Raw genomic sequence first — 21,998 nt, 5'->3', positions numbered from 1 at the left:
CCTAAATTCCCTTTTGCTTCCCGCGACGTTGGCGCGGCTTGCCCATCAGCACCGGCTGAAACACCACCGCGCCGATCAGCGTGCAGAACAGCGACAGCGCGAGCAACCGTCCCATGCTCGACGTGCCAGGATGATGCGACAGCCAGAGGCTGCCGAACGCGGTGGCCGTGGTCGCCGCGCTGAACAGCACCGCGTGCGTCAGGCTCGATTGCAGCAGGCTGGTCTGGCCGTGGCGCCACGCCATCACGAAGTAGATCTTGAACGCGACGCCGACGCCGAGCATCAGCGGCAGCGCGATGATGTTCGCGAAGTTCAGCGGCATGCCGAACACCACGCACAGTTCGAGCGTCACGAGCGCGGAAACCAGCAGCGGCACCAGCGTGCGCAGCATATCGCCGACGCGCCGCAGCGCGATCCATAGCAGTACCGCGATCGACAGCAACGCGTAGACCGCCGCTTGCAAAAACGCCTTGATGATCGTGTCGGCCGAATGCAGGATCGAAATCGGGCCGCCGATCGCGCCCGGCTCAGCCTTTTTCACCGCGTGCGCGAAGCGGGCGAGCATCTGGTCGTCGTTCGGATCGACGCCGGGCGGCACTTTCGGCGCGATGTCGACGAGCGCGCGGCCGCCCTTGCCGATCCACGTCGCGGTGATCTCCTTCGGCAGGTTCTCGCGCGTGATTTCGGTCGGCTGCAGCAGGTTCTCCAACTGCTTCAACGCGAAGCGCAGCGTGTCGGACATCGCGACTTCCGCGCGGTCGCGCGTCGCGGCGTCGGCGCTCGCGAGTTTCTGCAGCGTCGCCGACAGATGCTGAGCTTCGGCGGCGCCCGGCCCCGGATGATCCTCGGCGGCGAGCGACAACTGGTTCGCCGCGCGCTTCAGGGCGGCGACGCGCACGTCGTCGGTGGCCCGCGGCGCGGGCTGCTGCTGCAACGCGGGCAGCAACTGTTGCGCGGCGCTCGCGATCAGCATCATCTTCTGCTGCTGATCGGTGGGCACGAACGTGCTCAGCGTCGTCACGCGGCCCACTTCGGGCAGCTTGCGCAAACGCTCGGCGATCGCATCGGCATCGGCGAGCGACGGCGCGAGCGCATGCACGTTGTTGACCGCGGCTTCGGGCGAATCCTTCAGCGACAGCAGCGTCGCCATCGACTCCGTATGCGGGTCCTTCAGGTGCAGCGGATTGAAATCGAAGCGCAGATGCGTGAGCAGCGGCGTCGCGCCGAGCACGACGATCAGTGTGCCGATCAGCACGGGCTTGCGGTGATGATCGAGGAAGTCGTCGACGGGGGCGAGCCGCTTGAAGCCCGGCGAGCCGGCTTCGCCGGGCGGCCTGAGGACCTTCAGCAGCGCCGGCAGCAGCGTCATGTTCGTGAAGTACGCGACGAACATGCCGACGCCCGCGATCTGGCCGAGCTCCGACACGCCGCGGTACGCGGTCGGCAGGAACGAGAAGAAGCTCAGCGCGACCGCGACCGCCGCGAGCGTGAGCGGCACGCCGATGCTGTGCGCGGTGTGCATCAGCGCGGCCGACAGCCGGTTGTCGCGATTGCGCTCCTCTCGATACTTGACGCCGAACTGCACGCCGAAATCGACACCGAGCCCGACGAACAGCACCATGAACGCGACCGAAATCATGTTGAGCGCGCCGACCATCATCAGACCGAGCGCGGCGGTGATCGCGAGGCCGACGAACAGCGTGATGAACACGGCGAGGATCATGCGGCCCGAGCGCAGAGCGAGCCACAGAATGACGAGCACGACGATGAAGGTGCCGATGCCGTTGAGTACCGCGCCGTCCTGCACCGATGCGAACTCTTCGTCCGCGAGCGGCTGCTCGCCGGTCAGGCGGATCGTCGCGCCGTAGCGCGCGTCGAGGTGCAGCGAAGCGGCCGTCGCGCGGATCGATCTCGATGCGCTCGCGCCCGGTTCCAGCGCGTCGTAGTTGACGACCGGCTGTACGACGACGAACGCGCGCGCCGGGTCGGTGGCAACGCTTTTGTCGACCAGCGCGCGCCACGAGAACGCGGCCGGCTGGCCAGCCAGCACGCGATCGAGCGTATTGGCGCTTTGCGAAAGCAGATGGCTCATGTCGGCGAGCTTCACCTGGCCGAGTTGCAGCGGCAACAGCAAGCTCGTTGTCAGGGTGCCGGCGAGACCGGTCAGGCTCGGATCGTGCGCGAGGGCATTGACGAGCGGGCGCGACTGCACGAGCTGCGATGTGGTGGACATCACCTCGTCGGTGGACGGGAACAGCAGGCCGTTGTGTTCGAAGAACGGGCCGCCGGCGGGCTGCGAGACCGACGTGAACTCCTTCGGATCGGCCCTGAGCGCGGCGGTCAATGCGTTGGCGGCGGCGTCGGCGAATTCGGGCGCGCGCGCCTCGACCACCACGAGCACGGTGTCGCCGCGCTCGGGGAACGCGGCGTCGAGCGCGTTCTGTAACGCCGACCACTGCTTGTCGGTTTCGATGAGACGGCTGATGTCCGTATTGATCTTGAAGTTATGCGCGACGTAGACGCCGCTCAGAACGGCGAGCACGAACGACAGCGCGATGATCCTGAACGGATGACGCACCGAGTACGCGACGAGACGGACGATAGATGACTTCAGCATGTAGGCGGACGTGGCCTTATCACGGGTGTTGTTTTTGACAAAGGTGCATAAGTATACAGAGCCGGGGCACCGCAACCCGACTTCGGTAGCAAGTCCGGCGCCCGCCGGCGCCGGCCGGGATGGGAACACAATCCCGGCTATACTGGTCTACCCCTCTTTAGCCTCGGGCTTCCTGGCCCGCCGGTGCTACTTCTTTCTGGTCTTGACGAGCGTATGAAACGATATCTGTCTGCTTTCCTGGCTGCGGCCGTGGTGTCCACGGCGGCGTTTGCGCAAAGCGCGCCCGACACGGTGGTAAAAAGTGCCGTCGAAGGCACCGTTACCGCGATGAAAACGGACTCACAGGCGCGCGGCGGCGACATGGCGAAGATTACGCAAATTGTCGAGACGCACTTCCTGCCTGCTACCGACTTCCAGCGCACCACGCGTATCGCGGTCGGCAAGCCCTGGTCGACGGCAACGCCGGAACAGCAGAAGCAGTTGTACGAGCAGTTTACGCTGCTGCTCACACGCACTTATGCGGCGTCGCTGTCCCAATTGCGCGACCAGGACGTGAAGTTCAAGTTTATGCCGGTGAGCGTGCCGGGTGGCGCCTCCGACATCGTCGTGCAATCGCACGTAATCAGCAACGGCGGCGACGATGCGATCGACTACCGGCTCACCAAGGGACCGTCCGGCTGGAAGATCTACGACATCAACATGATGGGCGCATGGCTGATCCAGGTGTATCAGACGCAGTTCGCCGACCAGATCAACAAAGGCGGTATCGACGGGCTGATCAAGTTTCTGACCGCGCACAATGCGCGCGGTGCCTGAGAGTCGATACCATTTGAGGCGGTAAAAGAAAGGCGGTAAAGAAAAAGCGCGGTGGCCCTGATTGGTCACCGCGCTTTTTTTATGCATAAGGAATCGTGCGCAACGCAGGACGGCGCGCGGCCGCCCTGGTCGAACCGCTCAGTGCGCCGCGGTCGCGGTCTGCACCTTCTTGCCCGTGCCGGTGCGCTTGATCTCTTCGAGCTTGATCTCGACGTGACGCGAGAACACGTACTCGGCGGGACGCTGCTTGTCGAGCGGAATGTCCTTTGCGAACGCGCCCGTGGTCTTCGGGCCGCGCATGCTGACCTTCAGCGCCTTCAGCGGATGCGCGACCGTATCCATCACGGCCGTCGCTTCGAAACCGCAGTGGACCATGCAGTCCGCGCACTTCTCATAGTTGCCGGTGCCGTACTTGTCCCAGTCGGTGGTTTCCATCAGTTCCTTGAAGGTCTTCACGTAGCCTTCGCCGACCAGATAGCACGGCTTCTGCCAGCCGAACACGGTACGCGCCGGGTTGCCCCACGGCGTGCATTCGTAGCTCTGGTTGCCGGCGAGGAAGTCGAGGAACATCGCCGACTGGCTGAACGACCAGTTCTTGCCGTTGTTGCCGCGCTTGAAGATTTCGCGGAACAGCTGCTTGGTCTTGTCGCGGTTCAGGAAGTGCTGCTGGTCCGGCGCGCGCTCATAGGCATAGCCCGGCGACACCGTGATGCCGTCGACGCCCATCGGGCCCAGCGTGTCGAAGAACTTCGCGACGCGCTCCGGCTGCGCGTCGTTGAACAGCGTGCAGTTGATGTTCACGCGGAAGCCGCGGCGCTTCGCTTCGCGGATCGCGGCGACGGCCTTGTCGTACACGCCTTCCTGCGACACCGAGTGATCGTGCGCTTCCTTGTCGCCGTCGAGATGGACCGACCAGACGAAGTACGGATTCGGCTCGTAGTCGTCCATCTTCTTTTCCATCAGCAGCGCGTTCGTGCACAGATACACGAACTTCTTGCGCGCCATGATGCCCTTGACGATCTGCGGCATTTCCTTGTGCAGCAGCGGCTCGCCGCCCGCGATCGACACGACTGGCGCGCCGCATTCGTCGACGGCCTGCAGGCACTCTTCCAGCGACAGACGCTGGTTCAGGATGGGATCCGGATAATCGATCTTGCCGCAGCCGTTGCAGGCGAGATTGCAGCGAAACAGCGGCTCCAGCATCAAGGCGAGCGGATAGCGTTTGTTGCCGGACAGATGCTGGCGCATGATGTATGCGCCGACGCGGACTTTCTGTAGCAGCGGAATAGACAAGATGTCCTCCTTAAACTTCGCGTGCAGCGAGTGGTTGCATCAGTTTCGATGGCAACTTGAATTCGACTTTCTCTTCACGGCCCGCCATCGTCGTGACATCGACGGGCCCCAATGCGCGCAGCGCATCGATTACGTTTTCGACCATCTCTTCCGGTGCCGACGCGCCGGCCGTGATGCCGACCGTCTGCACGCCCACGAACCATTCCGGCTTCACTTCCGAGCCATCGGCGACGAGGTGGCTCGCCACGCCGCTCTCGCTACCGATTTCGCGCAGCCGGTTCGAGTTCGAGCTGTTGGTGGCGCCCACCACGAGCAGCACGTCGACTTCCTTGCTCAGCTCGCGCACCGCCGCCTGGCGGTTCTGTGTCGCGTAGCAGATGTCGCGCGTGTCCGGACCGACGATGTCGGTGAAGCGGCGCAGCAGCGCATCGATGATGCCGCGCGTGTCGTCGACCGACAGCGTGGTCTGCGTGACGTAGGCGAGCGGCGTGTCGACCGGCAGCTCGAGCTTCTCAACCTCCGCCTCGCTTTGCACGAGCAGCACCTTGCCCGGAATCTGGCCGATCGTGCCTTCCACTTCCGGATGGCCCGCGTGGCCGATCAGGACCAGCGTGCGGCCGGCGGCGACATACTGGCGGCCTTGCACGTGAACCTTGGTGACGAGTGGGCAGGTTGCGTCGAGCACGTCGAGACCGCGGGCTTCGGCGTCACGCTCGACGGTCTGCGCGACACCATGTGCGCTGAATATCGCCACCGCGCCTTGCGGCACTTCATCGAGTTCCTCGACGAAGCGCGCGCCTTTCCGGCGCAGATTGTCGACCACATGACGGTTGTGGACAATCTCGTGCCGGACGTACACGGGCGCGCCGTGTTGCTGTAACGCACGATCGACGATTTCGATTGCGCGGACAACGCCCGCACAAAAGCCGCGGGGCTGGGCAAGGATGACTCGCATAAGTTGGCGAACTCCGACTGACGCGGGTTTCGAAGAAATAGTCAAAACTGACTACTTTATTCGCCGCGCTCATCTAGATTAGTTGACGTCTTGAGCCCCGGCGACCGGCCGGTACAGCAAAACCAAACGCGCATTCTAACGCTATCGGGGCCGCTCTGCTTTCTGGCACGGCCGCCACGACCGCACGCTGCGCTGCCGCGGCGGAACCCTTAAACTACCGATCCTTGCGGCATGCATAGCGCGCCGTATTACAGAATGGTTTCGAGGCTCGCCGGATGGACGTCGACCAGCACGAAAATTTCCCGATCGCGAGCGTGTTGCTGCCGAAGGCGCTGCGCGCGCCTGTCGGCATTATCTACCAGGTTGTGCGCACCGCGGCCGATATCGCCGGCGAAGGCGACTGGAGCGCCGCCGAGCGGCACGCGCGCCTCGCGGATTTCCGCGCCGGGCTCGACGCGATTGCGCAGTGGCGCGCGGCGCCGGTGCATCCGCTGCTGTTCGGCAAGCTGGCCGGCGTGATCGCGCAATATAAGCTGCCGCTCGCGCCGTTTTACGATCTGCTTGACGGCTGCGCGCAGGACATCGACACGAACCGCTACGAGGACCGCGCGGCGCTCATCGACTATTGCCGGCGCTCGGCGCATCCTGTCGGGCATCTGATGCTGCATCTGATCGGCGCGGCGAGCCCGGCCAATCTCGCCGATGCCGATGCGATCTGCACCGCGTCGCAACTGATCAGCTTCTGGCTCGATGTCGCCGAGGACTGGAAAAAGCAGCGGGTGTATCTGCCGCAGGCGGACTTGCGGCGTTTCGGCGTCACCGAGACGCAGATCGCCAACGGTGTCGTCGACGCTGCGTGGCGCGCGCTGATGGCGCACGAAGTGGCCTTCGTGCGCGGCACACTGGTACGCGGCGCGCCGCTCGCGCTGCGCATTCCGGGGCGGCTCGGCATCGAGCTTTGCGGCGCCGTGCATGCCGGCCTGCGTTTTCTCGAGCGGATCGAGCGCGCGGACTACGACGTGTTCCGCGAGCGGCCGGTGCTCACCATGTTCGACTGGTGCGTGGTCGCGGCGCGCACCGTGGCAATGCAACTGTCCAGACGCGTCGGCGTGGCGGCGCGTTCAATCGAGGGTAATGCTTAATGGCGGCGGTTCTGTTTGTTCTTTCGGGTGTTTCCCTGCTGATCTGGTGCGTGCTGCTGTTCGCGCGCGGCGGCTTCTGGCGCGCGCGTCCCGCCGCGCCGCTGAGCGTCGCGGCGCGCGTCGCGTGGCCGGCAGTCGCCGCCGTGGTGCCGGCACGCAATGAAGTCGACGTGATCGCCGGAGCGGTGACGTCGCTGCTCCAGCAGGACTATCGCGGCGCATTCCACGTGATCGTGGTCGACGATCACAGCGCCGACGGCACCGCCGATGCCGCGCGAGCCGCCGCGCTGCAACTGCAATGCCCGGAGCGCCTGACGGTGCTGAGCGCGAAGCCGCTGCCGCCGGGGTGGTCCGGCAAGGTGTGGGCGCAATCGCAGGGCATCGAGGCGGCGCGCGCGCTCGGTCTGCCGGCCGATTTCCTGCTGCTGACGGACGCCGACATCGGCCATCCCGCCGACGCGCTCACGCAGCTAGTGGCGCGCGCGGATGCGGAAAAGCGCGACCTCGTCTCGCTGATGGTCCGGCTGCGCTGCGATTCGTTCTGGGAAAAGGCGCTGATTCCGGCCTTCGTGTTCTTCTTCGCGAAGCTGTACCCGTTCGCGTGGGTCAACAATCCGCGCAACCGCACGGCGGCCGCGGCGGGCGGCTGCATGCTGGTGCGCCGCGCGGCGCTCGAGGAAGCGGGCGGCATCGAGTCGATTCGCGCCGAATTGATCGACGATTGCAGCCTCGCCGCGCGCATCAAGCATCGCGGCACCGGGCGTCATCCGATCCGGCTCGACGTCGCGGCGAAGAGCGTGTCGCTGCGTCCGTACGACAGTTGGCGCGAGATCTGGAACATGATCGCCCGCACCGCGTTCACGCAGTTGCGCTACTCGCCGCTGCTGCTCGTGGGCACGCTCGCCGGCATGGCGATCATCTATCTGCTGCCACCCGTCGCCGCGCTCGTGCTCGGGCCGCTCGGCTGGCCCGCATGGCTCGCGTGGGCGGCGATGTGCTGCGCGTATGCGCCGATGCTCGTCTACTACCGCCGTTCACCGTTGTGGGCGCCGTTCCTGCCGCTCGTCGCGCTGTTCTATGTCGGCGCGACGTTCGCGTCGGCGGTGCGCTACTGGCGCGGCAAGGGCGGGCAGTGGAAGGCGCGCGTGCAGGCGCCGGTGCAGGAGCGTTGAGGCGGGACCATCGACGGAATCGGCGGGTACAAAAAAAAGCGGCTTCGGCCGCTTTTTTCGTGCTTCTCGTGCATCACGCGTTGGTGAGCATCATGTACATCTGAATCACGACGTCCGGCGAAAATGTGAACGGCACCCAACCATGACCGGTGTGGCGCATCACGAGCAGGCGGTCGCCGTTGGACTGCTTCTGCACCGCCATCACCGGGTTCTTCGTCGATACGAACTGCCAGCCTGGCGGGACGCCCATCGGCTGTTCCGGCGTCATCGACGCGCGCGCGTTCGACAACTCCTCGATCAGCTTGCTGATCTGATCCGGGCGAAACGAGACCATCTGGTTGCCGATCGTCATCGTGATTTCGTCGCGCGTGGGACGGCCGACTTCGAGTGTCGGCTGGATCTGCGGGACGGACGGATCGGTGTCCGCGGGCTGTCCGGAGGCTGCGTCCGTGGCGGTGGCCACCGTTTCGGCCTGCGTGGCCACGACAGCCTGAATGAGCTGATCGACGCCCATTTCCAATGCGCCGAGCTGTTCGTGAAGATTCATGCGAGGTTTCTCTGATAGGACCCGCGATTTTACCTGCTGCGCGCGGGCTTTGACCCGTCGCCGATGCGGGACTTGTAACAAAATGCTTACGGCTTCGCTCAGCCCTTCAGATATCCCGCCTGCCGGAACCATTCGAGCGCGTCCGCCAGTCCCTCGCGATAAGGCCGCGCGCGATAGCCAAGTTCGCGCTCCGCCTTCGCCGACGTGAAATACATCTTGTTCTTCGACATTTTCAGTCCGTCGACCGTGACGAACGGTTCGCGCTTCGTGAATTTCGCGACCGCCTCGGCGCCCATCGCGAGCGGATACAGCGGCCAGCGCGGCAGGCTCAGCGTCGGCGCCTTGCGGCCGGTCAGCGCCGCGATATCGGCGAGCATCTGCTGCAGCGGCAGATTTTCGCCGCCGAGGATATAGCGCTCGCCGATCCTGCCGCGTTCCAGCGCGAGGAAATGGCCTGCCGCGACGTCGTCGACGTGCACGAGGTTCAGGCCGGTATCGACGAACGCCGGGATCTTGCCGAGCGCCGCCTCAAGGATGATGCGTCCGGTCGGCGTCGGCTTGACGTCGCGCGGACCGATCGGCGTGGACGGATTGACGATCACCGCGGGCAGACCATCCTCGGCGATCATCCGCTCGACCGCGCGCTCGGCGAGCACCTTGCTCCGCTTGTACACACCGATCGCCTGGGCGGCCGTGAGCGGCGAGGTTTCGTCGGCGGACTGGCCGGAGCTGGTCACTTTCAGCGTCGCCACGCTGCTCGTGTAGACGATGCGCTCGACGCCTTCCTTCAACGCCGCGCGCATCGTCGCCTCGGTGCCTTCGAGATTCGAGCGCTCGATTTCGCTCGGGTCCGGTGCCCACAGCCGATAATCGGCGGCCACGTGCAGCAGATAGCGCACGCCGCGCAGCGTGCTGCGCATCGACGCTTCGTCGCGCATGTCGCCAACGACGATTTCCGCGTCGAGCGACTCGACGTTCTTGCGCGGGCTCGTCGCGCGCACGAGTACGCGCACCCGGAACCCCTTGCTCTGCGCGATGCGTGCCACCGACGAGCCGACGAAGCCGGACGCGCCGGTCACGAGCACGAGATCGCGATTCTGTTCGGTCATTCTGTTTCCATTTCCATGACGGTCGACGGATTGTACGTGGCGCGTTCGCGAAATGGGCGTTGGCGGGCACGGCCGCCGCGACGCGACTAGAATGCCCGCTTGAAAGACTGTCAGGCATCAAGAGGAGAGAGCGGCATGGCCCCGGATCTGGACGAGCGGATCGAAACATATTACGTGCGCGTGCGCGGCATGGTGCAGGGCGTCGGCTTTCGCCACGCGACCGTGCGCCAGGCGCACGCGCTGGGCATCAAGGGATGGGTTGCGAATCTCGACGATGGTTCGGTCGAAGCGATCTTGCAGGGACCGGCCAATCAGGTCGACCGGATGCTGTCGTGGCTGCGTCACGGGCCGCCGGCGGCGCGCGTGACTGACGTGAGCGGCGAGGAGCGTTCGACGGACAAGCGCTACGAGCGGTTCGAGCAGCATTGAGCGCAATGGTACGAGAGTACGAGACGACGGTAGATCCGACGTGAAATCGTGGTGAACCCGCTGTAAGCGCGCGTTGAATCAGTAAAAAGGCGGCGCGCTATCCGGAAGAGGGCGCGCCGCTCTTTCTGGTTTCTCCTGCTTTTGCCATGTCGTGCGCGCTTCCCGGTGCGCACCGTACTACTTCCAGCGCTTATCGCGCCACCAGTAAACTCTCCGCGAAGCCCCACTCTTCCTCGATCCACTGATGGCTGCACACGAAGCCGGCATCGTCGGCAATCGCGGGCAGTTCCTCCGCGCGATACTTGTGGCTGCTCTCGGTCCAGATCGTTTCGCCTTCCTTCAGCGACACCGTCAACTGCGCCGCGCGCACGTGCGCGGTGAGATCGCGCTTCGCGCGCAGATGCATCTCGATGCTGCGCGCGTCCGGATTGAAGCGCGCGACGTGCTCGAACGCGTCGAGTGGAAAGTCGCCATCGAGTTCGCGATTGATGCGCGCGAGCAGATTCAGATTGAACGAAGCCGTCACGCCGATCGCATCGTCGTACGCGGCGATCAGCACCGGCGTCGGCTTGATCAGATCGGTGCCGAGCAGCAACGCGTCGCCGGGTGCGAGCATGTTGCGGATATCGCGCAGAAAACGCGTGGCCGCGAGCCTGCCGAAGTTACCGATCGTGCTGCCGAGAAACAGGACGAGTAACCGGTCGCCCGGCGCGCGTTGCCGGCTCACTTCGGCGAGACCGGCCAGATAATCGCGCTCGTAACCGACGATCGAAATCCGCTCGATGTCGCCGAGTTCGCGCCGGCACAACTGCAATGCACTGCGCGAAATTTCAATCGGGCAGTAAGAAGTAGGGCGTTTTTTACACAACGCTTCGAGAATGCGGCGCGTTTTACGGCCGCTGCCGCTGCCGAGTTCGGCGACCGTCACGTCATGCGGCAAATGCTCGACGATATCCGCCGCGTGCTTGGCGAGCAGCCGTTCCTCGGCGCGCGTGACGCCGTATTCCGGCAATACGGTAATCACTTCAAAGAGCGCGGAGCCGACTTCGTCGTACAGATACTTCGACGGCAGTTCCTTCTGTGGCGTGTGGGTCAGGCCGGCGCGCACGTCGGCGGCGAAGGCGCGGCGCAGTTCGGAAGGCGAGTTGCCAAGCGATAGGGCTGGCTGGGTCATGCTGTCTCCAGTAGTCACATTCGATGAGCGGGATCGCTGCCGGGCGGTGGCATGCGCGGTAAACGCGGTTGACGCATGCCGTGGGCGAGAAGCGCGGGTGGGTCCTCGCGGCTGCCTGAAAACTGCGCTCAGGACTGCATTCACCGGCCCGGCTCGTGGGTGCTGCCCGGTAGTCCCGTCTGAACTGTCGTGAACGACGGGCGAGCAGCGTGCAAAGCTTCGTAGCAAGATTCACGCACGGGCCGGCCCTGAACCGGAATTGATACCTGACGGAACCGGAACGCGATTCGCCCGCCGCGGCGCATGAAGTTATGTTCTAGTGCATCGATGCGCGATGCGCACGACTAATTGCAGCCGATCGACGGGAAAAAGCGCAAACTCCGTGCGCCGATAACCGTCTAGAATGCCCGTTTCGCGCCCATCCGCGCTGTCGATTCCAAACGACCGAGAACAACAACGCAGCGTCTGTCTGCTTATGAGACGTCACATTTCATGACCATAACGAATGCCGCGAACGCCGCGCGCCCGCCTGCGCAATGAACCACAACGACTTCAGGCGCGGCATCGCTCTCGCGGTCGGCGCATCCGCGATGTTCGCATTACTGTCCGCTTACGCGACGCTGCTCAAGCCGTTGAGCGGGCTGGACATCTTCGCGTGGCGCATCGTGTGGACCGTGCCGGGCGCGCTGCTGCTCGTCGCGGTGCGCAAGCGTCTGCCGATTCTGCGCCAGCTTGTTGACCGCATGGTGACGGAGCCGAAGCTCGGCGCCGCGATGATCGTCACCTCGGCGCTGCTCGGCTTGCAATTGTGGCTGTTCCTGTGGGCGCCGCTGCATGGGCGGATGCTCGAAGTGTCGCTCGGCTATTTCCTGCTGCCGCTGGTGATGGTGCTGGTCGGGCGCTTCCATTATCACGAGCGCCTCGACATGTTGCAGTGGCTCGCGGTCGCGTGCGCGGCCATCGGTGTCGGCCACGAACTGTGGGTGACGGGCGCGTTTTCGTGGCCGACGCTGGTCGTCGCGCTCGGCTATCCGCCATATTTCATATTGCGTCGCAAGATCAGGCAGGATTCGCTCGCGATGTTCACCGTCGAAATGGTGCTGCTGTTGCCGGTGGCGGTCGTGTGCATCGTCAGCGGCGGATCGCTGCAAGCGATCGCCGGCCGCGTGGAGATGTGGTGTCTGCTGTTGCCGGGTCTCGGCGCGTTGAGCACGCTCGCGCTCGCTTCGTATCTGAAGGCGAGCCGTCTGCTGCCGGTCGCCTTGTTCGGCATTCTCGGTTACGTCGAGCCGGTGCTGCTCGTGTTCATATCGATCACGCTGCTGCGCGAAACGCTGAGCGCCGCGCAACTGGCCACCTACGTGCCGATCTGGATCGCGGTCGCGCTTACCGCGCTGCATAGCGTGCGGTTCGTTCGCTTCGCGTCGGATTGAGCGGCGCGATGCAAATGCACGGGCTGGTGTAACGCGACCGATCAGCGATGCGCTGCGGCACGCCCGGCGTTGATGCGCGTCGGGCCGACCTGTGCGTCGATCGCTTCGCGTAGAGCGGGGCGCCAGCCGAATCCGAACAGCGCTTCGGCGAGCACGAACAGCGGTCCGATCAGGAGGCCGATCACGTCATCGACGAATGCCGGCTTGCGATGTTCGTACGCGACGTGGCCGACGAACTGGAACACCCAGCCGATCACGAACAGACCGATGCCGGTGGCGAGCCAGACGAGTGTCGACTGCGCGGCGATCCACTCGCCGAACGCGACGCACAGCGCCGAGACGCAGGCCATCGCCACGCCGAGCGGCACGTCGAGCGCAAGGTAGTAGACGGTCGCCGCGACGAACAGCAGCCACGCGGGCGACAACGTCACGGGTAGCAGGCCACCGCCGAAAGCGGGGCGGCTCAGCAGCACGGCGAGCGCGAGCACGATCAGCGGAATGCCGACGAAGTGCGTGGCGATATTGCGCCGGTCGCGATGGTAGGCCGCGTATTGCGTCAATTGCTGTGTCAGCGTTCGCATCAGTGCCGCTCCTGTGTCAAAGTCAGCATAATCGCGGGCTGCGGAATTTGAAACCATCGGCTACCCGACAATCAGCGACAGTCGACAACCCTTGCGCACGGATGCCGTCCCATGACTGAGCGTTTTTCATCGAATGAACTGGCCGTGCTGCTCGCGCGCAGCGCGTGGTTTCGCGCGGCGCCCGCCGATATGCAGGCGCGCTTGACCGAAACGGGGCGCGTCGAATGCCTGGCAGCCGGTCAACGGCTCTTTACGCGCGGCGATGCCGATGACGGCCTCTATGGTGTGCTCGACGGCCTCGTGAGAATCGGCGCGGCAAGTCCGACGGGCAAGGAGGCGTTGCTCGCGGTGATCGAGCCGGTGAACTGGTTCGGCGAGATCGCGCTGTTCGACCATCGCCCGCGCACGCACGACGCGTATGCCGAACGCGATTCCGCGCTGTTTCATATACCGCGCGCGGCGCTCGCCGCGTTGCTCGAACGCACGCCGGCTTACTGGCATGTGTTCGGTCTGCTGCTCACGCACAAGCTGCGTCTCGCATTCGAGGCGATCGAAGAGGCCGCGCTGCTGCCTGCCGCGCCGCGTGTCGCGCGACGCCTGTTGCTGATGGCGGGCGGGTATGGCGAACCCGGCGCGTTGCGGCGCGTGCTCAAGGTGCCGCAGGAAGATCTCGCGATGATGCTCGCGTTGTCGCGACAGACGATCAATCAGGTGCTGAAGCACTTCGAGACGCAAGGTGCGTTGAAGCTGCGCTATGCGGAAATCGAAATCGTCGATGCCGACAGGCTGCGTGCATTGGCCGACTTACAGGTGAGCGACGCCGAGCGGAATTAATTAATGTGCGCTGGCGGTGCTGACGCGACGCTTCAACGCGCCGATCGTCGCGGCCGGCAGCGTGGCGAGTAGCGTGTGCAAGGTGAAGTCGAGATCTTCGCGCGCGATGTCGAGTTGCACGCGGATTTCTTCGCGCACGGCTTCCGTGCTGATGACGTATACGCCGAGCGGCGAATGAAGCAGTGCGCGCAATTGGGTGCCGGCGTGATCGTGAGGCGGGTGGGGCAGCGTTACGTGCAGAAGCGCACGTGTCGAAGGAAACGGAATGACGTTGTTGCGTTGAACCTGCCGGTTGGCGGATTTGGCGGATTGCGGTGCGAACGTGTCGAGCGATTGCGTGAGAGCCATGTGGTGCGGCGTTCGGGTGACGCCAGGGTGAGTCGGGACAGTTCGAGATTAAACGTCCGCGAGTAAACACGGTACAAAAATTCCGCTGCCTGTCGACAAAATGATACGGCGTGGAAGCGCGCGCATTCCCGAAAGTACAGGGAGCTTCATTCACTCACACAGAAAAAAAAGGCGAGTCATACGACTCGCCCTCCCTGAACGGCACAGCCCGGCTTCGATCAGCTTTTATTGGAACAGCACCTGCATGGCCGGTAAGTGCCGGAACCGGTCACGTGTTATTGCGTGCTGGTCGTGCCGGTTTGTGCGCCACCGGCTTTTGCCGGGGCAGTGCTGGCCTCTTTCGCACTCTCCGTTTTAGTCTTTGCGGCGCTCGTATCGACGGCGTTTTTCTTGCTGGTCTTGTGAGTCGTCTTCTTCGTATGGGCAGCGGTCTTTTTCACCTGTTTCTTCGGTGCGGCTGCGGCGGGTGCCTTCGTCGCGGCGGCGCTTTCGTTCGTGGCGCCGGATTGCGCGGTTTGCGCGGATTGTTCGGTTTGCGTCGTGGACGGCGCGGCCGTTTGAGCGAATGCGGTCGACACGAGCAGGGCGGAAGCGAGAGCGGCGAAAAGCGTCTTCATGAGATGACTCCTTGTTGAACCGGTGGGTTCTTTTGTCGCGGCTGAATCATTTCAGCGCTGCCGGTTTAACGTGGGCCGGAATACGGAAGTTGACGCTGTCGTGGTGACAAAACGTAACTACTGCGTCGGCGCTGAAACATGTTGGTGCGTCGAATCGGAGAGCGCCGCTAACGCAGGGAAGAAGTGAAAAAAAGAAGGCGGGAGAACTTCTCCCGCCTCTTAACAGTATTTTGCATTGGCTCATGCCGTTGCGTTGGCTAATACGTCGGCATCGGCTAATGCGTGATTAAGTCGTGGTTAAAGCCACGGACTTCATTGAAACGGATTCTGCACGACACCCGGCTTCGCGTCCGGCTCGTCCTGCACCTTCGCCGGCAAATCCTTGCGTGCCTGCAGATTCGCGACAATCGCATCGACCGCTTCCTTCAATGCAAGCGCCGCCTTCAGTCCGCGCTGGTCGCGCGTCAATTCGAGCGTACCGTTCAGCACGACGCGCGTGGTGCCGTTGCTGAGCGTGAGCGCATCGCCCTGAATGTTGAGTACGTCGTCGTCGTTCGAATAGGGTTTAAACACCTTTCAGTCCTCCTGGCCGCTGATCCTTGAGGTTTTCCGGAATGCCCGGAAAACGGATGCCCGATACCGCTTCGAGTTCATGAATCGTCCTGATGTCGTAGCGACTGGTCGAGACATTATCGACCACGATCGCGAATGCCAGCCGGCGCGACGGCACGTAGACGACCTTATACAACTGCGTCGGCACGAATACGCGCGTGGGTCCGATGGTTTGCAACTGCTGGCCGGCGAACAGCGGTCCGGTGACGACGTACGTATCGTCGTAGGAGAGCGCGATCCTGCGCACCGCGGTTTCGATGCGGGCCCACAACCGCTGGTTATTCTGACGGTTCTGCGGCACGACGTTGGCGAGCGAGAACGATTGCGCCATCGCTTCCTCATTCCAGCGATTGCCCGCCGGGCTCATATGACCACGATCGAAGCCGCTGCGTTTGTAGTCGGCGAGCGTCGCGCCTTCGCCGTCCGGCAAGCGCGCGTCTTCGAAGAACTTGTTGGTGCGCACCATATCTTTCGCTTCTTCGATGTGATCGCGCGTCAGATGCTCGGCGGACCATAGCGGGCCGTGCGTGATGCCCGAATGCAGAACCGCGAAATCGCTATAGCAAAGCAGGCGCGTTTTCGGCGCCATCTTCTGATTGGTCAGGACGGGCCATTGCGCATTCGGCGTGAACTGGGTGCAGGAAGGTGCCGCGCTCGCATGAGCGGCGACGGCGAATAACAGACAGGCGAGCCACTTCTTCATGTGTCGGTCGTTCGATGGATGGGGGCGCAAGTATAGCGTTGCGGCCACCATCGGGCGACCCGCAACGCAAGGGCGGCAAACGCGCAGGAATGAAGAGGAGAGAAGCGGTGCGAATCGAGCAGGCTACGACAGTGCCGGGTTCAGTATTGAATCGGCGGCACCCGGATTCGCGACGCAAAAAAATGGGCCGCTTTGCAGCGACCCGAATGCGTGGACTTCCGACTCTATGCACACAAGCTTAAGAAGGTCTTAAGCAGCGCGACAATATGCCGCCGACGTATGTATGCGTTCGCGTACGCACACGTCGACGCCTGCGAGCGACCGCCCGCGCGCGAACCGGAAGTTTCGACCGAAATGCTGACGCGCAACAAAATCGCGCTAGAACTTAATTACCGAAGACGCTGTTTTCTGCGCGGACTTTCTGACGGTCCACTGCCTGCAGGCGCCAGAAGCCGCTCGCCGGCTTTTGCGTGCGTAGCGCGGTCCACGCGGCGGCGCCTTGCGCGGCGCTCACGCGCTCCTTGCGATCGACGTGCAGGCCGCGCAACGTGCAAAGCGGCGCACCGGCACTTGGCGCACAGAGCGTGGTCACGCCGTCTTCATCGTGCAACTCACCCCAGGGGGGCAGGTCGATCCCTTGATGCGCCTCTCTCGACCACCGGTGCTCATCGGTGTCGAGCCAGAGCACAGCGTAATCGTGGCTTACGGTGGGATCGGAACCGTTGATCAGGATGGTCAGTCGCATGTCAGTTCCGTACAAAGTGCGAAGTGCTTTATCAGTCTAGGTGGCGCCGCGCGTTATGCAAGGCAAAGGCATGACGCGCGAGATGAAAAGAAAAAAATTATCGGGGAATGACGTGTCGGGATATAGCGGATGCTGATGCGCTGCGGCATACGCGGTGTGCGTGCCGCATCAACCGCGGGCACACCGCGAACAGCAGGGAACCCGATCATCCCGACGCAACGCTCAGGCGAGATCGAGCGCGGCAGTCAGATCGCCGGGCGGCGCGAGACCATTGTTCGCAAACGCGTTGTCGCGCGCCACTACGCCGTCGAGCGGCGCGAGTCCATGTATGCGGCTAATGAAACGCAGAATCGAGTTCGTGTCGTACACCGTGTGATCGACGTAACCCTTCTTCGCGAAGGGGGAAATCACCAGCGCGGGAATCCGTGAGCCCGGACCCCAGCGATCGCCGATCGGCGGCGCGACCGGATCCCACCAGCCGCCGTTCTCGTCGACGGTGACGATCACGACCGTGTTCGGCCATTGCGGGCCGCGTTGAATATGCTCGATCAGCGTCGCGATATGACGGTCGCCCGATTCGACGTCCGCGTAACCCGCGTGCATGTTCAGATCGCCTTGCGGTTTGTAGAACGTGACGGTGGGCAGACGTCCCGCATCGATGTCGGCGATCAGCCGGTTGGTCGACGCGTCGTTGCCCATACCGCCATCGCGCAGATGACGGCGGCGTGCCGCGGTGCCCGGCGCGTAATTGGCGAAGTAGTTGAACGGCTGATGGTGATACTGGAAGTCGGGCACCGCGCCGGTATCGCGGTGCTCGAGCGCGTATTGCCACGCGCCGCTATACCATGCCCAGTCGACGTCCTTGTCCGACAGCCGGTCGCCGATCGTCGCGTAATGCTGCGGCGGCAGCACGCGCGGATTCGCCGCATCGGCGAAGGCCGGGTCGCCGCCCTCGGCCGGGCGGACGTTGCTCGGCTGATAGGGTGGCGCCATCGTGTTGACCGCGTAACCGTCGGCGGTAAACGCGCCGTCGTTGACGAATTTCGGCGGACCGTCGAGCGCCGACGGCGGCGAATCCGGCGCGAGCTTCAGGCGTGTGCCGGTCGGATCGTCGCCTTCCACCACCGACACCATCTTCTTCGCCGGGCTGTTGTGAATGTCCGGGTAGTACGGCGCCTGCGCCGAGATCAGGAAGATGTGATTCAGCCACGAACCGCCGAAAGCAGCCATGAAGAAGCTGTCGCACAGCGTGTACTGCTGTGCGAGATTCCACAGGCGCAGCGAGTCGGCGGAATTGCGGTAGTGCCCCATCACGAGGCCGCCGGAGTCGCCCCACGCGGCAAACTGGTTGTTGCGCCCCGCGTTGATCTGCATCTGGTTCTGATAGAAGCGGTGCACGAGATCGCGTGTGATCACGCCGTTCGGCAGCGGCGCGCCGTGCGCGTCGACGATGCGGAACGGCCGGTTGCGCAGATGATCGAGGTCCTTTTCGCCGATCATGTAGCGCTTGCCGTCCACTTCCTGCGCCTGCGGCACGAGCCCGCCCCAGATGGCCGGCAGGCGCGGCAGCGGCGTCTTGCCGTCGCGGTCGAGCTGCACGTAACGATCGGCGCTCACCGCATCGAGCGGATACTGCACGCCCGGATAATTGCCGTACAGGTTCGCGAAGCTGCGATTCTCGGCATAGATCACGACGATGTGCCTGACCTGATCGTGCAGTGCAGCGTCGAGCCGCAGATCGGCGGCGCTGCGCGGCGGCGCGTTGCCCGCGATGCCCTCGCCGGTCTTGCAGCCGGTCAGCGCGAGGCCGATGCCGACCGCCGCGAGACCGGTCAGCACGCGGCGGCGTTCGGGATCGTCGGGGGCGTCGGCGTTATGGATCGGGTCGAGGTTGTCCGGATTCGGCGGCAGGTAAGGATCGTGGTCGGTCATCGGTCAGTTCCGAAGTAGACGTGACGCTTGCATCTGCGACGCTCTGGGCGGCGCTTGCGACACCGGTTGCGGATCCGGCGAGGCCGGCTGGCCTCGCGGCTTACGGCAGCCTGCGCTTCACGCGCCAGCTGTGGTGCGTTGCATCGACAGCCAGGAGTAGCCAGTGCCGTGCGTTGACTGGATGACGTTTTTGCGTCGCATAACCGTCGACCGCCAATTCGAGTTCGTCAGGCGCGCGCAGATGGCAGGTGCCGTGCGCGCCCGAACCATCCGCGAATTCGACGAGCGCGTCGGTCGCGGCGGCCGGTTCGGGCAGATGCGCGATGCGCACCGTGCAGCCCGGATAGAGATGCGAGTCGGCGACCTGAATCTGGATCGAATCGGACATGACGTGGCCTCCCTGCGCTTCTTTGGCGGCGAGTGCGCGACGTGGGGGCGCCGCGCTGTTGGACCGGATCAAAGCATAGCACCGCGTGGCCGATTCGCCGCATGCTTCGCGCTATCATGACGAATTGACTCAATGAACCCGTACAGAAACGGCAGCCAAGATGGCAAAAGAAGAGCAGACAGGAGTGGGACGCAGGCAGGCAAAGCCCCGAGCAGCAGCCGCTTCGGACTCGCACGACGAAACGGCGCAATCGCTCGCGGAGGGCGCCGACGTTTCCGCCTCCGCCGACGATGAAAGCGCCGGCGGGCCCACTTATCTGGTGCCGGGCCTCGAACGCGGCCTGCGCATCCTCGCCGAATTCAGCGCGCGCGAGCCGGTGCTCGGCGCGCCCGAATTGTCAAAGCGGATCGGCATTCCGCGCACCACCACATTCCGTTTGCTGCAGACGCTCGAGGCGCTCGGCTTTCTCGAACGCGTGAACGGCGACCGCTATTTCAGGCTGAGCGTCGCGGTGCTGCGGCTCGGCTTCGAGTACCTGAGCTCGCTCGAGTTGACCGACGTCGGCACGCCGATTCTCGAGCGTCTGCGCGACGCGACCGGTTTCAGCACGCATCTGGTGATCCGCGATGAGCGCGACGTCGTGTTCGTCGCGAAGGCGCAAACGCACGCGCCGATGTTCAGCTCGGTGAAGGTGCATGTCGGCACGCGCCTGCCGGCCCATGCGACCGTGCATGGTCAGGTGCTGATGGGTGACCTGAGTTTCGAGGAATTGCGCCAGCTCTATCCCGAGCCGCAACTCGAACGCTTCACCGAGCGCACGCCGGCTACCGTCGAGGAACTGTATGGCCGGGTGCGCGAGAGCGCGGCGCTCGGTTATGCGGTGAGCGAGGCGTCGTTCGAGCGGGGGATTTCGGTGGTGGACGCGCCGGTGCGCGATCAGGCCGGCAAGATCGTCGCGGCGTTGACCGTGACGATTCCGCGTTCGGATATCGGCGTCGCGGCGGAGCGCGACCCGCTCATCACCGCCGTGTGCCAGGCGGCACTCGAATTGTCCGAGCGTCTGAGCTATCGCCCGAGGCCGGACGATCCGACCACGATGCAGGCGCGTCGCGGGCAGGTCGCCGCGAACTGACTGTGTGGTGGATGGCGCGCGGTTATTTGATGCGCTTACTTCACACGCCTTTCACATCCATTGACTTCACATCTGCCGGCGAGTCCCGCTGCATCGCGCAGCCGGACTCGCCGTTTCACGTCGTCGGGTAATCAGAACGAGTGGTGAATGCCGCTCAGGACGATCGCCTGATTGCGGCCGCTCGACACGCCCGCGGTGAAGAACGCCGCATCCGTGTTCGACCCCGCGCGCTGATACAGCGCGTTGATATACACCTGCGTCGACTTCGACAGCGCATAGATGTTGCCGATCATGAATTGCGTCCAGCGATGTCCCGCCATCGTCGTCGTCGCGGCGCCGCCGGCGATCGTGTTGAACGGCGTGACCTGCCAGTTCGCGCCACCGTCGTAGCTCTGATAGGTGTCCGAGTGGCCGGCGCTTTCGAGCTTCACGCGGGTGTACACGCCGTGCACGAGCACGCTGCCGAACTGGTAGGACAGACCCGCGCCCATGTTCTGCAGCTTGTCGGCCACATAGGTCGCGGCCGGCTGACCCTGGAAGGTCGCGATGCCGGTCGTGACGATCGACGGCGTACGGTTGTTTTCGTTCGAGTAGGTCGCGCCTGCCTTGAAGCCGCCGTTCGCGTACGTCGCCGCAAAGCCGTATTCACGGCCGGTGGCGAAGTTGGTCTGGTTGCCGAGGCCCATCATCGCGCCGACGCTGAAGCCGCCGAACGACGCCGAACGGAATTTCACCGAGTTGTCATACGGCACGACCGCGGTATTGGCGAGCGCGTCGATGTTGCCCGGGTGGAACGCGTACCAGCTCGCGGCCTGATAGGCGGTGCTGAAGGTGCCGAGCACGTCGAAGCTGAACGGCGTCTGATGACCGAAGGTCAACGTACCGATGCTGTCGGACGCGAGGCCCACATAAGCCTGGCGGTTGAACAGCACGCCCGCCTTGGCCATCGCGCCGGTGTTCGTATAGAAGCCGTTTTCGAGCTGGAATACCGCCTTCAGGCCATTGCCCAGATCTTCCGTACCCTTCAGGCCCCAACGGTCCGGCTGCATGTTGCCCTGTTCCTGAATCCACTTCGAGCTGCCGCCCACGTTGCTGATATACGCGACACCGGCATCGAGGCTGCCGTATAGCGTCACGCTGCTCTGCGCCCACGCGCCCGTGGCCATGCAGGTTGCCGTCAAGCCGGCTGCAATGATTTGCTTCACCGTTGGTTCTCCTGATCTACGACGTTGACACTCGCCGAATGCGCCGTCCCTGATCTGTTCTTGGGGTTGAGACGGTTCTGGTTTCTTCGCCAGAACCTTGCCGCGATATGTTATGTTCCACCTATGGACAAACGTATCGCATATGGAAAGTATAGTGAAGCTGAAAATAATCAAAATAAATTTTGAGATCGGTACAAACCCGTAGCCGCCCAGT

The 21,998-nt window shown here is 63.9% G+C and carries 22 protein-coding genes; 7 read left to right on the top strand and 15 right to left on the bottom strand.

Annotated features, from left to right (window positions below; all coding sequences use genetic code 11):
* Nucleotide 1: 1 nt before the first annotated feature.
* Nucleotides 2-2,617: an MMPL family transporter gene (locus QM685_RS07825; RefSeq protein ID WP_415114447.1), complete on the bottom strand. Its 2,616-nt coding sequence runs from the start codon at nt 2,615-2,617 to the stop codon at nt 2-4.
* Nucleotides 2,618-2,830: 213 nt separating this feature from the next.
* Between QM685_RS07825 and QM685_RS07820 the strand changes: the two genes are divergently transcribed.
* A complete protein-coding gene (locus tag QM685_RS07820; RefSeq protein WP_415114445.1) occupies nt 2,831-3,433 on the top strand; it encodes an MlaC/ttg2D family ABC transporter substrate-binding protein in 603 nt (200 codons plus the stop codon).
* A 138-nt stretch (nt 3,434-3,571) separates the two neighbouring features.
* Here the strand turns inward: QM685_RS07820 and hpnH are convergent, their stop codons facing one another.
* Together hpnH and ispH are read right to left on the bottom strand one after the other, a co-directional pair.
* Nucleotides 3,572-4,726: an adenosyl-hopene transferase HpnH gene (hpnH, locus tag QM685_RS07815; protein WP_415114443.1), complete on the bottom strand. Its 1,155-nt coding sequence runs from the start codon at nt 4,724-4,726 to the stop codon at nt 3,572-3,574.
* Between the two features lie 10 nt (nt 4,727-4,736).
* Nucleotides 4,737-5,681: a 4-hydroxy-3-methylbut-2-enyl diphosphate reductase gene (ispH, locus tag QM685_RS07810; protein ID WP_415114441.1), complete on the bottom strand. Its 945-nt coding sequence runs from the start codon at nt 5,679-5,681 to the stop codon at nt 4,737-4,739.
* 275 nt (nt 5,682-5,956) lie between these two features.
* Here ispH and hpnC point away from each other — a divergent pair, with 275 nt between their 5' ends.
* Nucleotides 5,957-6,823, top strand: a complete 867-nt coding sequence (gene hpnC / locus QM685_RS07805; protein WP_415114439.1) for a squalene synthase HpnC — start codon at nt 5,957-5,959, stop codon at nt 6,821-6,823.
* Nucleotides 6,823-7,995 carry a glycosyltransferase gene (locus QM685_RS07800; protein WP_415114437.1) on the top strand — a complete coding sequence of 391 codons (1,173 nt, stop codon included), beginning with the start codon at nt 6,823-6,825 and terminating at the stop codon, nt 7,993-7,995. The genes hpnC and QM685_RS07800 overlap by 1 nt, the downstream gene beginning before the upstream one ends.
* A 73-nt stretch (nt 7,996-8,068) precedes the next feature.
* Here the strand turns inward: QM685_RS07800 and QM685_RS07795 are convergent, their stop codons facing one another.
* Together QM685_RS07795 and hpnA are read right to left on the bottom strand one after the other, a co-directional pair.
* Entirely contained in the window at nt 8,069-8,542 is a 474-nt protein-coding gene (locus QM685_RS07795; protein WP_415114435.1) for a hypothetical protein, read from the bottom strand.
* 98 nt (nt 8,543-8,640) lie between these two features.
* Nucleotides 8,641-9,651: a hopanoid-associated sugar epimerase gene (gene hpnA, locus QM685_RS07790; RefSeq protein WP_415114433.1), complete on the bottom strand. Its 1,011-nt coding sequence runs from the start codon at nt 9,649-9,651 to the stop codon at nt 8,641-8,643.
* A 135-nt stretch (nt 9,652-9,786) separates the two neighbouring features.
* Here hpnA and QM685_RS07785 point away from each other — a divergent pair, with 135 nt between their 5' ends.
* Entirely contained in the window at nt 9,787-10,080 is a 294-nt protein-coding gene (locus QM685_RS07785; RefSeq protein WP_415114431.1) for an acylphosphatase, read from the top strand.
* Between the two features lie 190 nt (nt 10,081-10,270).
* On the opposite strand, the gene egtD is transcribed toward QM685_RS07785, so the two are convergent.
* Nucleotides 10,271-11,254, bottom strand: a complete 984-nt coding sequence (gene egtD, locus QM685_RS07780; protein WP_415114429.1) for an L-histidine N(alpha)-methyltransferase — start codon at nt 11,252-11,254, stop codon at nt 10,271-10,273.
* A gap of 536 nt (nt 11,255-11,790) precedes the next feature.
* Between egtD and rarD the strand changes: the two genes are divergently transcribed.
* Nucleotides 11,791-12,687 (top strand): EamA family transporter RarD, encoded by an 897-nt coding sequence (rarD, locus tag QM685_RS07775; RefSeq protein ID WP_415114427.1) that lies wholly within the window; start codon nt 11,791-11,793, stop codon nt 12,685-12,687.
* Nucleotides 12,688-12,728: 41 nt separating this feature from the next.
* Here the strand turns inward: rarD and QM685_RS07770 are convergent, their stop codons facing one another.
* Nucleotides 12,729-13,268, bottom strand: a complete 540-nt coding sequence (locus QM685_RS07770; protein ID WP_415114425.1) for a DUF962 domain-containing protein — start codon at nt 13,266-13,268, stop codon at nt 12,729-12,731.
* Between the two features lie 111 nt (nt 13,269-13,379).
* Between QM685_RS07770 and QM685_RS07765 the strand changes: the two genes are divergently transcribed.
* A complete protein-coding gene (locus QM685_RS07765) occupies nt 13,380-14,102 on the top strand; it encodes a Crp/Fnr family transcriptional regulator (protein WP_415114423.1) in 723 nt (240 codons plus the stop codon).
* On the opposite strand, the gene QM685_RS07760 is transcribed toward QM685_RS07765, so the two are convergent.
* The 7 genes from QM685_RS07760 to QM685_RS07730 form a co-directional block, all read right to left on the bottom strand.
* Complete coding sequence (locus QM685_RS07760) at nt 14,103-14,450, bottom strand: hypothetical protein (protein ID WP_415114421.1); 348 nt, start codon at nt 14,448-14,450, stop codon at nt 14,103-14,105.
* Nucleotides 14,451-14,725: 275 nt separating this feature from the next.
* Nucleotides 14,726-15,067 carry a hypothetical protein gene (locus QM685_RS07755; RefSeq protein WP_415114419.1) on the bottom strand — a complete coding sequence of 114 codons (342 nt, stop codon included), beginning with the start codon at nt 15,065-15,067 and terminating at the stop codon, nt 14,726-14,728.
* Between the two features lie 312 nt (nt 15,068-15,379).
* Nucleotides 15,380-15,640 carry a hypothetical protein gene (locus QM685_RS07750; RefSeq protein WP_415114417.1) on the bottom strand — a complete coding sequence of 87 codons (261 nt, stop codon included), beginning with the start codon at nt 15,638-15,640 and terminating at the stop codon, nt 15,380-15,382.
* Nucleotides 15,633-16,382, bottom strand: a complete 750-nt coding sequence (locus QM685_RS07745) for a DNA/RNA non-specific endonuclease (protein WP_415114415.1) — start codon at nt 16,380-16,382, stop codon at nt 15,633-15,635. Before QM685_RS07745 ends, QM685_RS07750 begins: the two co-directional genes overlap by 8 nt.
* A 385-nt stretch (nt 16,383-16,767) precedes the next feature.
* Nucleotides 16,768-17,127, bottom strand: a complete 360-nt coding sequence (locus QM685_RS07740) for a DUF3564 domain-containing protein (protein ID WP_415114414.1) — start codon at nt 17,125-17,127, stop codon at nt 16,768-16,770.
* A 222-nt stretch (nt 17,128-17,349) separates the two neighbouring features.
* Nucleotides 17,350-19,059 carry an acid phosphatase gene (locus QM685_RS07735; protein WP_415114413.1) on the bottom strand — a complete coding sequence of 570 codons (1,710 nt, stop codon included), beginning with the start codon at nt 19,057-19,059 and terminating at the stop codon, nt 17,350-17,352.
* Nucleotides 19,060-19,159: 100 nt separating this feature from the next.
* The gene (locus tag QM685_RS07730) at nt 19,160-19,447 is read right to left on the bottom strand and encodes a hypothetical protein (protein WP_415114410.1); all 288 of its coding nucleotides are present in this window, start codon (nt 19,445-19,447) and stop codon (nt 19,160-19,162) included.
* A gap of 160 nt (nt 19,448-19,607) precedes the next feature.
* Here QM685_RS07730 and QM685_RS07725 point away from each other — a divergent pair, with 160 nt between their 5' ends.
* Complete coding sequence (locus QM685_RS07725) at nt 19,608-20,579, top strand: IclR family transcriptional regulator (protein ID WP_415114408.1); 972 nt, start codon at nt 19,608-19,610, stop codon at nt 20,577-20,579.
* Between the two features lie 131 nt (nt 20,580-20,710).
* On the opposite strand, the gene QM685_RS07720 is transcribed toward QM685_RS07725, so the two are convergent.
* Complete coding sequence (locus tag QM685_RS07720; protein ID WP_415114406.1) at nt 20,711-21,784, bottom strand: porin; 1,074 nt, start codon at nt 21,782-21,784, stop codon at nt 20,711-20,713.
* Nucleotides 21,785-21,998 lie beyond the last annotated feature (214 nt).

This window comes from Paraburkholderia sp. (genome assembly GCF_047605525.1).
Classification (GTDB): Bacteria; Pseudomonadota; Gammaproteobacteria; order Burkholderiales; family Burkholderiaceae; genus Paraburkholderia.
The sequence above is the reverse complement of the archived record's forward strand: the minus strand, read 5'-3'. Positions and strand labels throughout refer to the sequence as shown.